This window comes from Nocardioides sp. S5-5 (assembly GCF_054954065.1).
Genome location: NZ_CP199913.1, coordinates 4482229 through 4496823, shown reverse-complemented (window position 1 = coordinate 4496823; position 14595 = coordinate 4482229). Strand labels below are relative to the sequence as shown.

General features: G+C 71.4%; 11 protein-coding genes. 4 read left to right on the top strand and 7 right to left on the bottom strand.

All coding sequences use genetic code 11. The features are described from left to right. The first annotated feature begins 42 nt into the window (after positions 1-42). The gene (locus tag ACUP6Y_RS21740) at positions 43-1677 is read left to right on the top strand and encodes a class I adenylate-forming enzyme family protein (RefSeq protein ID WP_462553047.1); all 1635 of its coding nucleotides are present in this window, start codon (positions 43-45) and stop codon (positions 1675-1677) included. Next, positions 1674-2591 (top strand): enoyl-CoA hydratase-related protein, encoded by a 918-nt coding sequence (locus tag ACUP6Y_RS21735; RefSeq protein ID WP_462553046.1) that lies wholly within the window; start codon positions 1674-1676, stop codon positions 2589-2591. The genes ACUP6Y_RS21740 and ACUP6Y_RS21735 overlap by 4 nt, the downstream gene beginning before the upstream one ends. A gap of 6 nt (positions 2592-2597) precedes the next feature. Here the strand turns inward: ACUP6Y_RS21735 and ACUP6Y_RS21730 are convergent, their stop codons facing one another. After that, positions 2598-3290, bottom strand: a complete 693-nt coding sequence (locus ACUP6Y_RS21730) for a GntR family transcriptional regulator (RefSeq protein ID WP_462553045.1) — start codon at positions 3288-3290, stop codon at positions 2598-2600. A 72-nt stretch (positions 3291-3362) separates the two neighbouring features. Beyond that, complete coding sequence (locus ACUP6Y_RS21725) at positions 3363-5693, bottom strand: ATP-binding protein (protein ID WP_462553044.1); 2331 nt, start codon at positions 5691-5693, stop codon at positions 3363-3365. Positions 5694-5817: 124 nt separating this feature from the next. Here ACUP6Y_RS21725 and ACUP6Y_RS21720 point away from each other — a divergent pair, with 124 nt between their 5' ends. Then, the gene (locus ACUP6Y_RS21720) at positions 5818-6366 is read left to right on the top strand and encodes a hypothetical protein (protein ID WP_462553042.1); all 549 of its coding nucleotides are present in this window, start codon (positions 5818-5820) and stop codon (positions 6364-6366) included. An 11-nt stretch (positions 6367-6377) separates the two neighbouring features. Here ACUP6Y_RS21720 and ACUP6Y_RS21715 read toward each other — a convergent pair whose 3' ends face one another. The 4 genes from ACUP6Y_RS21715 to ACUP6Y_RS21700 are packed head-to-tail and all read right to left on the bottom strand — an operon-like array spanning position 6378 to position 10439. After that, positions 6378-7520, bottom strand: coding sequence for an acyl-CoA dehydrogenase family protein (locus ACUP6Y_RS21715; RefSeq protein WP_462553041.1), 1143 nt, complete (start codon positions 7518-7520; stop codon positions 6378-6380). Then, positions 7513-8673, bottom strand: a complete 1161-nt coding sequence (locus ACUP6Y_RS21710) for an acyl-CoA dehydrogenase family protein (protein ID WP_462553039.1) — start codon at positions 8671-8673, stop codon at positions 7513-7515. Before ACUP6Y_RS21710 ends, ACUP6Y_RS21715 begins: the two co-directional genes overlap by 8 nt. Next, entirely contained in the window at positions 8673-9632 is a 960-nt protein-coding gene (locus ACUP6Y_RS21705; protein WP_462553038.1) for an NmrA family NAD(P)-binding protein, read from the bottom strand. Before ACUP6Y_RS21705 ends, ACUP6Y_RS21710 begins: the two co-directional genes overlap by 1 nt. 27 nt (positions 9633-9659) lie before the next feature. Further along, positions 9660-10439, bottom strand: a complete 780-nt coding sequence (locus tag ACUP6Y_RS21700; protein ID WP_462553037.1) for an SDR family NAD(P)-dependent oxidoreductase — start codon at positions 10437-10439, stop codon at positions 9660-9662. Positions 10440-10813: 374 nt separating this feature from the next. Between ACUP6Y_RS21700 and ACUP6Y_RS21695 the strand changes: the two genes are divergently transcribed. After that, on the top strand, positions 10814-12394 hold the full coding sequence (locus ACUP6Y_RS21695) for an MFS transporter (protein WP_462553036.1): 1581 nt from the start codon (positions 10814-10816) through the stop codon (positions 12392-12394). A 1-nt stretch (position 12395) separates the two neighbouring features. Here the strand turns inward: ACUP6Y_RS21695 and ACUP6Y_RS21690 are convergent, their stop codons facing one another. After that, positions 12396-14561 carry a malate synthase G gene (locus ACUP6Y_RS21690; protein WP_462553035.1) on the bottom strand — a complete coding sequence of 722 codons (2166 nt, stop codon included), beginning with the start codon at positions 14559-14561 and terminating at the stop codon, positions 12396-12398. Between the last annotated feature and the right edge of the window lie 34 nt (positions 14562-14595).

The window sequence follows — 14595 nt, the reverse complement described above, 5'->3', positions numbered from 1 at the left end:
ATCGAGGCGGAGCTGGTCGCCGGGGACTTCGCGACGGCCGTCGTGACGGTGCGCGGGGAGTCACAGACCGTCTACCGCAACGCTCCGGAGTCCCTTGCCGAGGTCTTCGCCCGAGCCGGGACGTGGGGCGATGCGCCCGCGCTCTCGTACGAGGGGCGCACGGTCACCTGGGCGCAGTACGCCGACCAGGTCGCTCGGGCGGCCGGGGGACTGATGGCCGACCACGGCGTCCGTGCGGGCGACCGGGTCGCGATCGCGATGCGCAACTATCCCGAGTGGGCCCTCGCCTTCGCCGCCGCCATGAGCCTGGGCGCGGTCGCCGTGCCCCTCAACTCCTGGTGGACCGCCGAGGAGCTGGCCGTCGTCCTGGCCGACAGTGGTGCGGTCGTCCTCGTGGCCGACGGCGAGCGGGCCCGGCTGATCGCGGAGCGACGCGCGGACCTGCCCGCCCTGCGAACCGTCGTCGAGGCCGAGCCTGAGCGCTCCGGCGGGGACGTGACCTGGGCGGAGCTGGCGTGCGCCGAGGCCGCCGACCTGCCCGCACTCGCTGCCTCCATCGCGCCCGACGACGACGCCACGATGCTCTACACCTCCGGCACGACGGGCCGGCCCAAGGGCGTCCTGGCCACCCACCGCGCGCACACGAACGCGCTGATGAACATCCTGTTCCAGGGGGCCCTCCACGCCGCGGTCAACCACGCCCGCTCGGAGCCGGTGCGACCGCTCCGGGGCCCCGTGCAGTCGCTGGTCGGTGGCCCGCTGTTCCACATCTCGAACCTGCCCAAGCTCTACGTCGGCGCCTGGCGCGGCCACCACCTCGTGCTCATGCGGCGCTGGGACGCCGAGCGCGCGGTCGCCCTCATCGACGAGCTGGGTCTCGACGGCTTCGCGGGCGTGCCCACGATGGTGCGTCAGTTGCTCGACCGCGCAGAGGAGGTCGGCACCGCCCTCCCGACCCTGCGCCAGATCGGCACGGGCGGCGCCCCCACCCCCGGCAACCAGATCGAGCGCATCGGCACGCAGTTCGGCCGCACCGTCATGGCCAGCACGGGCTACGGCCTGACCGAGACGACCGGTGCCGTCGTCGGCATCGCGTCCGCCGACTTCCTGGACCGGACCGACGCCGCGGGGCGCCCCTTCCCGGTCAGCGAGGTCCGTGTCGTGACGACCGACGGCTCGGAGGCCCGGCCCGGCGAGGTCGGCGAGGCGTGGATGCGCACCGCCACCATGGCGACCGGCTACTGGAACCGGCCCGGTGAGCGGTTCCTCAATGCCGAGGGCTGGTTCGCGACCGGTGATCTGGTCACCCGCGACGAGGAGGGCTTCGTCCGCGTCGTCGACCGGATCAAGGACGTGGTCCTGCGCGGCGGCGAGAACGTCTACTGCGCTGAGGTCGAGAGCGTGCTCTCCACCCATCCCGACGTGGTCGACGTGGCCGTCTTCGGGATCCCCCACGACCTGCTCGGCGAGGAGGTCGCCGCGGTGGTGCAGCTGCGCGACGGATCGCCGAGGACCGCCGACGACCTGCGGAACCACGTCGCCGAGCGCGCCGCGGCGTACAAGGTCCCGACGGCCCTGATCGTGATGTCGACCCCGCTCCCGCGGACATCGACCGGGAAGGTCCTGAAGACGGACCTCCGTGCCCGTGTGCAAGCCGGCCCGAAGGAGCAGTCATGAGCACCACCGAGTACGAGCAGATCCTCTACACCGTCGAGGACCGGATCGCCACGGTGACCCTGAACCAGCCTGACCGGCGCAACGCGCTGACCTTCAGGATGCGGCGCGAGATCATCGACGCGCTGCGCACCGCCGAGGCCGACGAGGACGTCACGGTCATCCTCATCCGAGCCGTCGGGCCGTCGTTCTCCGGCGGGTATGCCCTGTCGGGCGGCAAGCGCGCGTCGGCAGGGTCCGGGGATCCGGGTCAGGCGGGCCAGTCCTCGGCGAAGTCGTACTGGGATGACGGCACCCGCCCGGAGCGCTGGATCGACGCCGAGGAGTTCGACGGCTGGACCGACCAGTGGGCGCGCAGCTGCCTGCGCGACTGGCTGAACGTGTGGGAGCTGCTCAAGCCCGTGGTGGCGATGGTCCACGGTCACTGCCTCGCCGGCGGCACCGAGCTGATGTCGCTGTGCGACATCGCCTTCGTCGCCGACGATGCCCAGATCGGCTATCCGCCGATGCGCGGCATGACGACGCCCGACATCCCCTACTTTCCCTGGAAGATGACGATGGCCCAGGCGAAGTACCTCCAGCTCACGGGCAACAGCGTCACCGGAGCCGAGGCGGCCGCCATGGGCTGGGTCGCGAAGTCCTTCCCGCCCGACGAGCTCGAGGCGGAGACACTGCGTGAGCTGCGCGCGATCAGCCACATCGCCCCCTCGCTGCTGGCTGCCAACAAGGAGTCGCTGAACCAGGCCTACGAGATCATGGGGATGCGGACGCACTTCAACCAGGCGTGGGCGATGCACTCGCTCAGCGGTGCGCTGCGCCCGGGGGCCCGAGACTTCTCGCAGCACCTCAAGGAGGGCGGGCTCAAGGCCGCACTGGAGTGGCGCGACGGACCGGCGCGCTCCGAGGGCTTCCGCTGAGGTGGATCAGGTGCGTGCGCCGAGACCCGTGGCACGGTCACGGTCATCGGCGGCCGCGGTCTCCTCAGCGAAGGCCTGCAGCAGCTGGTCCATGATCCGCAGGATGTGCCCGGAGAGCCGGTCGGCCGCGGTCGCGCCGTCACTCGCGTGGAGCGCCTGCGCGATGCCGACGTGCTCCTGGGCGTCGGGTCCGAAGTCGCGCTCCACGTGCACGTCGCGTTGGCGCACGACCTGGGTGAGCACGACTGCGTCCTCGACCGCCTTGCTCAGCATGTCGTTGCCCGAGGCGGCCGCGACGGCCAGGTGGAAGGCGGTGTCGGCCTCACGGAAGGCCTCGAAGTCCGTCGCCACCTCGACGGAGGCCAGGGCGAGCTTCAGCAGCTCGGTCTTCTGCTCGGGGGTCGCACGCTCGGCGGCGTACCTCGCCGACGCGGCCTCGAGCCCCGCTCGGAGCTCGAAGGCGTCCCGGATGATCCGCGCGGTGGGTACGACGACCCGTAGGCCCCGCCCGGTCATCTCCACCAACCCGATGTGACGCAGCTGCAGCAGGGCCTCGCGGACCGGGGTCTTGCTGACCTGCAGATCCTTGGAGAGCATGGCCTCGCTGACCGAGCTGCCCGGCGGCAGGCTCGCCTCGACCAGCCGGCGTCGGATCGCCGCGAAGACGAGGTCGGTGAGGTTCTCCGGTCGCTCGATCATCGAACGTCTGCCTTCCAGATGAAGTTCATGTGCCATGCGCGATACAGCATATGTCAGGTGACCGCCGGGGCGTCACTGACGACTCTCGTGCAGGCGCTCGGTCACCCAGGCGGCCACCTGGGACCGGTTGCCGAAGGCGAGCTTCTCCAGGATGTGGGCGACGTGGGCGTCGACGGTGCGCGGCGAGATGGCCAGCCGACCCGCGATCTGGCGGTTCCCGAGCCCGTGAGCGACCTGCTGCGCGACCTGCCACTCCCGTTTGGTCAGGGGCTGGAAGGTCGCGCTCGGGTCTCCGGCCGGTTCCTTGCTGTCCGGGATCCTCAGCGCGAGCGACAGGGCCTGGCCGGAGGTCAGCTCGGCGCCGGTCGCCATCATCTCGGTGAGGACGCGTTCGGGGAGCTGGAGGCGCAGCTGCTCCAAGGAGGCGTCCCGGAACCTGCGCAGGGCCCCGACACTGTCGATGGAGGCGCCGCTGCGGCGCCACGCGGTCTCCGCGCACCCGGCCAGGGTCGCGGCGTGACGCGGGTCCTCGGCGGCGCGGAACCAGGCCAGTGCGTCCAGGCACATCGCCTGCCCGATGCGCTCGTCGTCATCGGCCTTCAGTCGAAGGGCCTCCAGCACCAGCATCTCCGCCGTTCCCGGGTCACCCGCGTCCCAGACGACCATGCCCAGGTTCATGAGCGCACTGGAGTGCACCGTCCGCTCGACGTGGCGGCCGGTGACGACGAGACACTCCTCGAGCAGCTCCTGGGCCGACGCGAGCTCGCCGCACAGCCACTGGGTCACGCCGTACCCGAGGAGGACGTGCGCCTGACCGACCACCTCGTCGCACTGCCGGAAGAGGCGGAGGGCCTCGCCGAGCGGGGCCTGGGCGCCGTGCGGGTCGCTCGAGCCGAGCTGCGTCATCCCCTCCACGAAGAGCAGGTACGCCAGGTCGGCGGGTGCCGGTGCCGGCCCGAGGTCGGCCCGGGCATCGCGGAGGAGGCCGGGTACGTCGTCGTGGTCGCGCAGGTAGAAGGAGAAGTAGGCGAGCCACCGCTGAGCCGTGGCGCGACCGGGCGTGCCGGGCTCGGACTCCTCGACGCCGCGCCGGAGCCAGTGCCGTGCCTCGGACATCAAGCCGGCCGTCACCCAGTACGGCTCGAGGTTGGAGGCGATCTCCATCGCCTGCTCGGGCTCGCGGTCGTCCAGGGCGAAGCCGAGAGCGGCCGCGACGTTCTGGTGCTCGGCGCGGACCCGTCGCATCCACTCCTGCTGACCCGGCCCGAACCAGCCGTCGCGATAGTCGGCCGCGAGCGCAGCGCACCACGACACGAGACGCGCACGAACGGCCAGGTCGTCCCCCGACACGACGAGTCGCTCGTGACCGAACTCGCGGAGCGCGCCCAGCATCCGGTAGCGCGCCTCGGGGCCGGCGTCCTCCTCGCGGACGAGGATCGACTTCTCGACCAGCTCGGTCAGCAGGTCGAGGACGGCGTCCGGCGTGAGGTCGGCGTCGGTGCACACCGACTCGGCGGTGGAGACCGCGAAGCTGCCGGGGAACACGGACAAGCGGGACCACAGGACCTGCTCGGGGCGGGAGCACAGGTCGTGGCTCCAGGTGATCGAGGCGAGCAGCGTCTGGTGCCGGGCCGAGGCGCTCCGGTCGCCCGTGGTCAGCAACCGCAGCCGCGAGCTGAGGCGCGCGTTGATCTGCTCGACGGGCAGCGCCCGCACCCGGTCCGCGGCCAGCTCGATGGCAAGGGGGATCCCGTCCAGGCGCTTGCAGATCTGAGCGACGTGGGGGGCGTTCTGCTCGGTGATGGTGAACCCCGGGACGCGGGCCTGCGCGCGGTCGACGAACAGCCGCACGCCGTCGTACTGGTCCAGGTCGGCCGCGCGCGAACGCAGGTCCCAGTCCGGGACCGGCAACGGCGGGACGGCGTAGGTGTGCTCGCCACCGACCTTCATCGCCTCGCGGCTCGTCGTCAGGATGTGCACCTCGGGAGCCCGGGCCAGGATCCGCCGTACGAGCAGGGCGCACGCCACGATCAGGTGCTCACAGTTGTCCAGCACCAGCAGCAGGTGCCGCTCGGCGAGGCGGTCGGCCAGGGTGTCGCTGGTCCAGCCCGAGGGCTGGTCGCGGAAGCCGAGGGCCTGGGCGACCGCGTGGGGGACGAGCTCGGCGCTCTTGACCTCGGCCAGCTCGACCAGCGCCACGCCGTCGGGGAACGCTCGCCGGGCATGGCCGGCGAGGCGCAGTGCCAGTCGCGTCTTGCCCACGCCGCCGGGACCGGTCAGCGTCACCAGGCGCGACGTGGAGAGGAGGGATCGGGCCTCGGCCAGCTCGTGCCGCCGGCCGACGAAGGTCGTGAGCTCGGCCGGAAGCGAGTCACCGTCGGCGCGGCGTGAGGACCGACTCATCGAGGCGAGTCTAGCCGGATCCACTAGGTAGGGCTGTAGGTGGAACGGCGCATGGCAGGGCGATCTGGACCGGTGAGGCTGGCACGCGTGGGTGTGACGCCCGCCACGACGTCAGGGGTGCGAGATGAGTGCAAACGGTCACCGGTCCTCCGGGGCCTCCATCGGTGCGATCCGACGGACCGCCGCCGGCGGCGACGAGAGGTGCTACGTGCGGTTCGCCGCCCTCGGCAGCAGGCCCGGTTGGGCCCAGGCTCTCGCACGTCGAGTGGCCACGGCCCACGACGTCTCCTTCTGTGACGCGTCGTTCGCCCGCGCCACGGCGTACGACGTGCGCCGGGTCCAGCTCCGAGTCGCGCTCGCGCATCGGCCGCACCTGGTCGCGCTGGACGCCGGGCTCGCCGACCTCGGGCGCCGTGACTGGGACGTGACGGCGATCCACAGCCATCTGGCCCATTGCGCCCACCTGCTGACCCGCCGCGGCGTGGTCGTGCTCACCACCGGAGACAGCGGCCGGTCCCGGTGGCACCGGGCCCGGGCTGCGCAGCTCGACGAGGTGTACGGCGAGCTGGCGCGGACCTTCGGCACCGTCCACGTCGGCGGCGTGTCGCCCGCCGAGGTCGCCGACCGGTTCGCAGAGGTGTTGGCGGGCCGGGGCCTGCCGCTGCCGCGCTAGCTCGGGGCCGCTCACAGCCCGAGGGCGCGGGACAGGCGTTCGGTGTGGACCGCCGGAGTGCCGAGCAGCACCCGGTCCGACGTCGCTCGCTTGAAGTACAGGTGGGCGCTGTGCTCCCACGTGAAGCCGAGGCCGCCGTGCAACTGGATGGCCGCCGAGGCGACGTCGAAGTATGCCGTGGAGCAGACGACCTGAGCTGCGGCGACCGCGACGGCCAGGTCGGGGGCGTCATCGCCGACGGCGCGCACCGCGTCCTCGAGCGCCGCCCGGGCGAGCTCGGTGCTGATCAGCATGTCGGCCAGAGCGTGCTTGACCGCCTGGAAGGACCCGATGGGCCGACCGAACTGGTAGCGGGTGGAGGCATGCTCGGTCGTGATCTCGAGCATCCGCTGAGCGCCACCGAGCTGGTCGGCCGTCAGACCGACGCCGGCGGTGGCCATGGCGGCGTCGACCAGCTCCGGCGCCGTCCCGGGTACGCCGACCAGGATGGCCGGGGCCGAGGCCAGGGTGATGCGGGCGAACCGTCTGGTCCGGTCGAGGGCGGGCCGGGGCTCGGTCGTGGTCGACCCCGCGTCCGGCCGCACCAGGAACACCGAGACCAGGTCGCCGTGACGGGCCGGCACCAGCAGGAGGTCCGCAGCCTGTCCGTCGAGGACCTCGGGGACCGCCCCGGTCAACCGCCACTCGTCGCCGTCCGGGACCGCCGTCACCCGTACGTCGCTCGGGTCCCAGCCCGCGCCGTGCACCGGGAGGGCGACGGTCACGACCAGCGTGCCGTCGGCGATCCCCGGCAGGACGGCCGCCTGGACGGCAGGGTCCGCGGACGAGGCCACGAGCGTGGCGCTCAGCAGCACCGTGGACAGGAACGGCCCCGGGGCGAGGGCGCGTCCGAGCTCCTCGGCCGCGACGGCGAGCTCGCGTGGCCCGCAGCCGGCGCCGCCGAACTCCTCGGGGACGGCCAGCCCCTGCACCCCGATCTCGGCGGCCAGCCGTCGCCAGCTCGCACGATCGAATCCGTCCGCCGAGTCGAGGTGGTGCCGCACGACCGACTCGGGAGCGGTCGTGACGAGCATCCGCCGGAGGGTCGAGCGAAGGTCGCGAAGCTCCTCGGAATCGTCCAGATCAGCGCCCGAACGGGCGGACGGGTCAGCCACGGCGGAGCGAGGAGTAGGGAAGGTCCTTGTCGACCTTCGGCTCGGGCGGGAGGCCGAGCACGCGCTCGGCCAGGATGTTGCGCATGATCTCGGTGGTCCCGCCTTCGATGGAGTTCGCCCGGGAGCGGAGGAAGAGCCGGCGAGGATCGCGGGCGAACGTGGTGTCCGACTCATCGGCGTCGTAGCCGTCGTAGAGCAGCGACTCGTCGCCGAGCAGGTCGAGGCACAGCTCGTAGCCCGCCTTGTTCAGCTCGGCGAACCCCACCTTGCTCACGGAGCTCTCCGGGCCGGGGCCGGCACTCGTACGACGGGCCGCGCGCGCGGCGTACAGACGCAGCACGTGGCCGCGAACCCACAGCTGGGCCACCCGTGAGCGCAGGCCCGGGTCGTCGATGCCCCGCTCGCGGTACAGCTCGAGTGCCAGTTCCACGGGCCCGCTCTCGGAGGCCTTGGTGCCGAACATGTCGCGCTCGTTCATGAGCGTCGACATGGCGACCTTCCAGCCCGCGTCGACCGGACCGAGCCGGTCGGAGTCGGGGATGTGCACATCGGTGAGGTAGACCTCGCTGAACTCGGCCTCGCCGGTGATCTGGCGCAGCGGCCGGATCTCGACGCCCGGGGTCGCCAGGTCGAGCACGAAGTAGGTGAGGCCGCGGTGCTTGGGCTGCGCGGGATCGGTGCGCGCCAGCAGCATGCCGCGCTGGGACGACGTCGCCATGGACGTCCACACCTTCTGCCCGGACACGCGCCAGCCGTCGTCCTCGCGGACGGCCCGGGTGTCGATGGCGGCGAGGTCGGAGCCGGCCCCGGGCTCGGAGAAGAGCTGGCACCAGCGCTCGCCCGTCGCGATGGCGCGCAGGTAACGGTCCTGCTGCTCCAAGGTGCCCCACGCCATCACGCTCGGCGCGCCCATGGAGTAGGAGAGCCGGCTCTCGACCTGGACATTGGGCGCCCCAGCGTCCGTGAGCATCTCGAACACCTGGCGTTGGTCGTCCCGTTCAGCGCCGATTCCGCCGTGGCCCACGGGGTGGTGCACCCAGGTGAGGCCCGCGTCGTACTGCGCTGCGAGGAAGCGCTCCCGCTCGGTGGTGGCCGGGGGATTCTCCTCCAGCAGCCGTCGTGTCCGTGACGCGATGGCGTCGGTGGCGCTCATCAGGACGACTTGTTGGCGATCGCCCACGCCTCGAGGCTCATCGGTTCGATCCCGAAGGCCCGCAGCTGTTCGGGCGCCGCAGTCTGGCCGGCGTCACGGTTCCACTCACCCGCCTGGACGATCGGCGGAACCTGGCCCTTCGCCAGGGCCTGCTCCGCCGTCATCGGCAACTCCGGCGGGAGGATCTCCTCGCCCCACGCGACGGTCAGGGTCGCCGCGATCTCGTCGAAGGTGAGCACGTCGCCCGCGAGCTCGAGCTGTACGCCGGCGAACCGCTCAGGATCGGCGATGGCGGCAGCCGCTGCGCGACCGATGTCCTCGACCGCGACCAGCGCGTACGTCGTGTCCGGGTCGACGGCGGCGACCAGTCGGTTGCCGGTGCGACCCTCGAAGTAGACCGACGGCCGCGCGAACATCTCCATGAACGTCGAGGGGTAGAGGATGGTCCATGCCGGGAAGCCTGCGTTGCGGACCAGGTCGTTGACGTCCTCCTTGCTGAGCCAGTACTCGCTGATCGGCGCCACGGCCTCGTGGTACGAGCGGTGCCAACGTCCGTCGTCCCAGCCGGGCACGTCGAGGTGTCGCCCGGCGCCGGACACCGATGTCTGCACGAAGTGGGGTACCCCGGCGGCCACCGCCGCAGGAATCAGGTTGCGCGCGTGGACGCGCTCGGCGTCGGCCGTCGGATCCATCATGTCCGGGGTCAACGCCGAGAAGACCGCGCGTACCCCGGTGCACGGTGCCGCGAGGGATGCTGCGTCGTACAGATCCCCCACGGCGAGGGTCGCCCCCAGGTCGACGAGGGCCTTCGCGCGGTCGGAATTCGGGTCGCGCACCAGGGCGCGGACCGGGATCCCGGCCGCGAGGAGCGCCCGGGCGGTGGCTCCGCCCTGCTTCCCGGTCGCTCCGACCACCAGGACGGGACCGTCGGTCGCCGTCACGGTTGCATGCTCGTTCATCTGCTTCTCCATCTGTCGCGTCCAGGATCAGGACGTCGTGTAGCCGCCGTCGACGACCAAGGTGTCGCCTGAGTGGTAGGCCGACGCGTCGGAGGCGAGGTAGACGGCGACGCCGGCAAAGTCGTCGGCTGCGCCCCAGCGCCGGATCGGGACGCGACGGAGGATGGCCTCCTGCACCTCGGGTCGGTCGAAGGTGCCCTCGGTCATCTCGGTGCGGATCCAGCCGGGGATGATCGTGTTCGCCCGGACGCCGTACCGGCCGAACTCGGCCGCAAGACCCTTGGTGACCGACACCAGGGCACCCTTCGCGGCGGCGTACGACTGCAGGGTCGGTGCGCCGCGGATCGCCGAGACGCTCGACGTCGTGACGAGGGACCCACCGGGATCGCCCGCCTCTGCACGCGCAACCATGTGCCTGGCCGCCTCGCGCAGGGTCCAGAGCGCACCTTCGAGGTCGATGGCCAGCACGCGACGCAGCTCGGCGGCGTCGAGGTCCAGGAAGCGCGTGCGCCCACCGATGCCGGCGTTTGCGAACACCGCGTCGACCCGGCCCAGGGTACGAACGGTCTCCTCCATGCCGGACCGGACGGCGCCCTCGTCGCTGACATCGACGACGGTCGCGCTCACCTGGCCCCCGAGGTCGGACAGCCGGGTTGCGGCCCGCTCGAGCTTGGCTCCGTCACGGCCCCACAGGGCGACGGTGGCGCCGGCGCGCGCCAGACCTTCGGCCATGCCGAGACCGATACCGCCGTTGCCGCCGGTGATCAGTACGACCTTGCCGGTCAGGTCGAAGGGGGCGAACGTCATGGTCCTGAGGTTGGCCCGTGCGGTGGGTCCGGTCGAGGGAGCCGTTCAGCGGAGCGGACCGGGATGCGGGCGGTGGGTCCTCGGCCTCACTACGTTCCGGCTCGTGCCCGCACGTGAAGAGATCGTCCCCCTGAGTCCGCAGGAGTGGCGCGACGCCATCCTCAGCACCGTCGAGCGTGGCGGCGACGAGGATGCCGACGATGCCTGAGACCGTCCTCGCCGGCTGGTTGGCCCCGCGAACCCGGGCGATGCCGTCGTGACCGCACTGCTCGACCTGGTCCGCCTCGTCACCACGGCCCGGCTGGCCGACGGGGCCCGGGCTCAGGCGCGTAGCAGGCGCTGAGCGTCGACGAGGTCGGCGAGGCAAGGAAGTCATGACGAGGATCCGTCGCGCGTCCGCCGTGGTTGCCGGCGATCATCCGGTCCCGACGACCCGGACGCGGTGGGCGATCACGGGACTGATGCTCGCCCTCTTCGTCTCCATGCTGTCGAGCACCATCGTCACGAACGCGCTCCCCCAGATCGTGTCCGACCTTCACGGTACTCAGGCCGGGTACACCTGGGTGGTCGTGGGGACGCTGCTCGCGATGACGGCGACGACGCCGGTCTGGGGGAAGGTCAGCGACCTCTTCCACAAGCGGCGCCTGCTCCAGCTCGCCATCGTCATCTACTGCGCCGGCACGGTCGTGGGCACGCTGGCGCCGTCCATGGAGGTGCTGCTGGCCGCGCGAGTCATCCAGGGTGTCGGTGCCGGTGGCATCACCGCCCTGACCCAGGTGGCGATCGTCTGGATGGTGCCCAGGTCCGAGCGCGGGAGGTACGCCGGCTACATCGGAGCGGTGTACGCGATCGCGACCGTCTCGGGCCCGCTCATCGGTGGCGCGATCGTGGACTCGCCGCTTGGCTGGCGTGGTTGCTTCTCCGCAAGCCTGCCGATCGCGGTGGCCGCGATGGTGATGGTGCACCGCTGCCTGGTGCTGCCGTCCGTCAAGCGCACGGTCCACCTGGACCTGGCGGGTACGGCGCTCATCGTCCTCGGCGCCTCGCTCCTGCTGGTCTGGTTGAGCCTCGCGGGACACGAGTTCGCCTGGGTGTCCCCGCCGAGCATCGCCCTGCTCGGCGCAGGGATCGCCGCCAGCGCCGGGGCCGTTCTCGTCGAGCTCCGAAGGGCGGTCGACCCGGTCCTGCCGCTCCGTCTGCTGCGCGAGCGGACCATCCTGCTCGCGACGCTCGCCGCCGGGCTGCTCGGAACCGCGATGTTCGCCTCGTCGCTCTATCCCTCGCAGTACTTCCAGCTGGCCCGGGGGATGGGTGCGACCTCGGCCGGGTTGATGACCCTGGCGACGGTCGGGGCCCTCGGTCTGGCGAGCGTCATCTCGGGCCGCGCGATCAGCGCCTCGGGAAGGTGGAAGGCGTGGCTGGTCGCAGGAACGCTCCTGGTCCTGGCGGGGCTCATCCTGCTCGGCAGCGTGCGGACCTCGACACCGCTCATCCTGGTGGGGGCCTACCTCGGCGTGCTCGGCCTCGGATTGGGGGTCACCACCCAGAACCTCGTCGTCGCCGTGCAGAACAACGTGGACCTGACCCACGTCGGGTCGGCCGGGGGACTGGTGACCTTCTTCAGGTCCATGGGCGGGGCGGTCGGCGTGTGCGTCATGGGCGCCGTGATCGCATCGCGTACCGCCCACCATCTCGACAGCGGACTCGCCGAGGCAGGCGTCGGTGCGACGGGGCGGGTGTTCGAGCCGGGGACGATCCCGGTCCTCGCCGAGCTGGACCCGACCGTCCGGACGGCGTACAGCGATGCCTTCGGAGCCGCGTTCGGCGAGGCCTTCCTGGTGGTGGCGCCGCTGGCGCTCCTCGCGGTCGTCTGCGTGGCCCGGATCCGGTCGTCCGGATCCGGGCCCCGGCGCTCACGTCAGGCGGCGACGGCCGTGACCGACGCAGCTGCCTGAGTCACGTCGCAGCCTTCACCACGCCGCGCCAGTGGTGAAGGACGGGCTCGGTGTACCCGGACGCCAGCCGAGTGCCCGAGAAGACCAGCTGGTGGACGGCTCGGAACGCCGGTCCGGTGAAGTCGTCAGCCGCCATCGCTCGGTAGCTGGGGTCGCTCGAGTTCTGGCCGTCGACGATCCGCGCCATCTTTCGCATGGCGGCCTCCACCTGGTCCGCGGTGACCAGACCATGACGGAGCCAGTTGGCGACGTACTGGGTCGAGATCCGGCAGGTGGCCCGGTCCTCCATGAGGTTCGTGCCGGTGATGGCGGGGACCTTGGAGCACCCGATCCCGGCGTCGACCCAGCGAACGACGTAGCCGAGTGCACCCTGGAGGTTGTTCTCGAGCTCCCGCGTGACCTCCTCCTCGGTGAGCGAGCCGACGTCCGAGAGGAGCGGCACGGTCAGGAGGTCCTCGAGGTGGCTCGGCTGGCGCACGGCGGGATCGGCGTGGCGCGCCCACACGTCGACCTGGTGGTAGTGCAGTGCGTGCAACGTCGCGGCCGTGGGCGACGGCACCCACGCGCAGGTCGCTCCGGCCTCCGGGTGCTCGACCTTCTCGTCGAGCATCGTCGCGAGATCGTCGGGCCGTGCCCACATTCCCTTCCCGATCTGGGCGCGACCCGAGAAGCCGCAGGACAGGCCGATGGCGACGTTAGAGTGCTCGTAGGCGCGGATCCACGGTTGCTTCTTCATCTGGTTCTTCCGGACCATCGGACCTGCGTGCATCGAGGTGTGGATCTCGTCCCCGGTGCGGTCCAGGAACCCGGTGTTGATGAACGCGATCCGGTCACGGGCTGCGTGGATGCAGGCCTTCAGGTTGACCGACGTACGGCGCTCCTCGTCCATCACGCCGATCTTGATGGTGCCGGCAGCGAGCCCGAACAGCCTCTCCACGTCCTCGAACTGGCGACAGGCGAGCGCGACCTCCTCGGGCCCGTGCATCTTCGGCTTGACCACGTAGACCGATCCCGCGGCGGAGTTGCGGAGCTCGCCGGCACCACGGAGGTCGTGCAGGCTGGCGAGGGTGGCCACCACGGCGTCCAGGAGGCCCTCCGGCATGGGGTCTCCGTCCCGGTCGAGGACGGCGTCGGTCTCCATCAGGTGACCGACGTGACGGACGAACATGAGCGCCCGGCCGGGGAGCTCGAACGGTTGGCCGCTGGTGTCGACGTAGCGACGGTCGGGAGCCAAGGAGCGCGTGAAGGTACGACCGTCCTTGGTCACCTGCTCCGACAACGTGCCCTGCATCAGGAGCAGCCAGTTGCGGTAGGCGCGGACCTTGTCCTCGGCGTCCACGGCCGCCACGGAGTCCTCCAGGTCCATGATGGAGGTGATGGCGGATTCCAGGACCACGTCGGCAAGACCGGCCCGGTCCGCCGCTCCCACCGCCGAGGTCCGGTCGACGACCAGCTCGACGTGCAACCCGTGGTGACGCAGGAGGAAGGTGTGTCGGGCCTCGTCGTCGGCGCGGCCCACGTACTGCGTGCGGTCGAGGAGCCGGGCCGTCCCGCCCGCGTGCACGGCCACCAACCCGTCGTCATCGCTCAGGTAGTCGTCGACGTCGGCGTGCGAGCAGCCGTCGAGAGGGAAGGAGGAGTCCAGGAACGCCCGCGCGCGGGAGATGACCTCCTCGCCGCGACGAGGGTCGTAGGCCCCGGTCCGCGGACCGAACGAGTCCGAGATGACGTCGCTGCCGTACAGCGCGTCGTACAGGGAGCCCCAGCGCGCGTTGGCGGCATTGGTTGCGAAGCGGGCATTCAGGATCGGGACGACGAGCTGGGGCCCGGCGATGCGTGAGACCTCCGCGTCGACCTCGCCGGTGCTGATCTGGAAGTCCTCCGGCTCCTCGACCAGGTAGCCGATCCGGCGCAGGAAGGCCTGGTACGGCTCCCGCGAGCCGCGCAGGTGATAGTCGTCGATCAATGTCTGGAGCTCTTCGCGCCGCGCCAGCAGGGCTCGCGTCAGCGGCTTGTGGGTGGCGATCAGCTCGGCGACGCCGGACCAGAACCCGGCGGGGTCGACGCCGGATCCGGGAAGGGCCTCGTCCCTGACGAAGCGGTACAGGTCCTCGGAGATCCGCAAGCCGCTGGCATCGTTCCGATAGGTGGAATCAGGTGGCAACATGCCCGATCGTTCCATGCGCCTGCCCGCAGGTCGT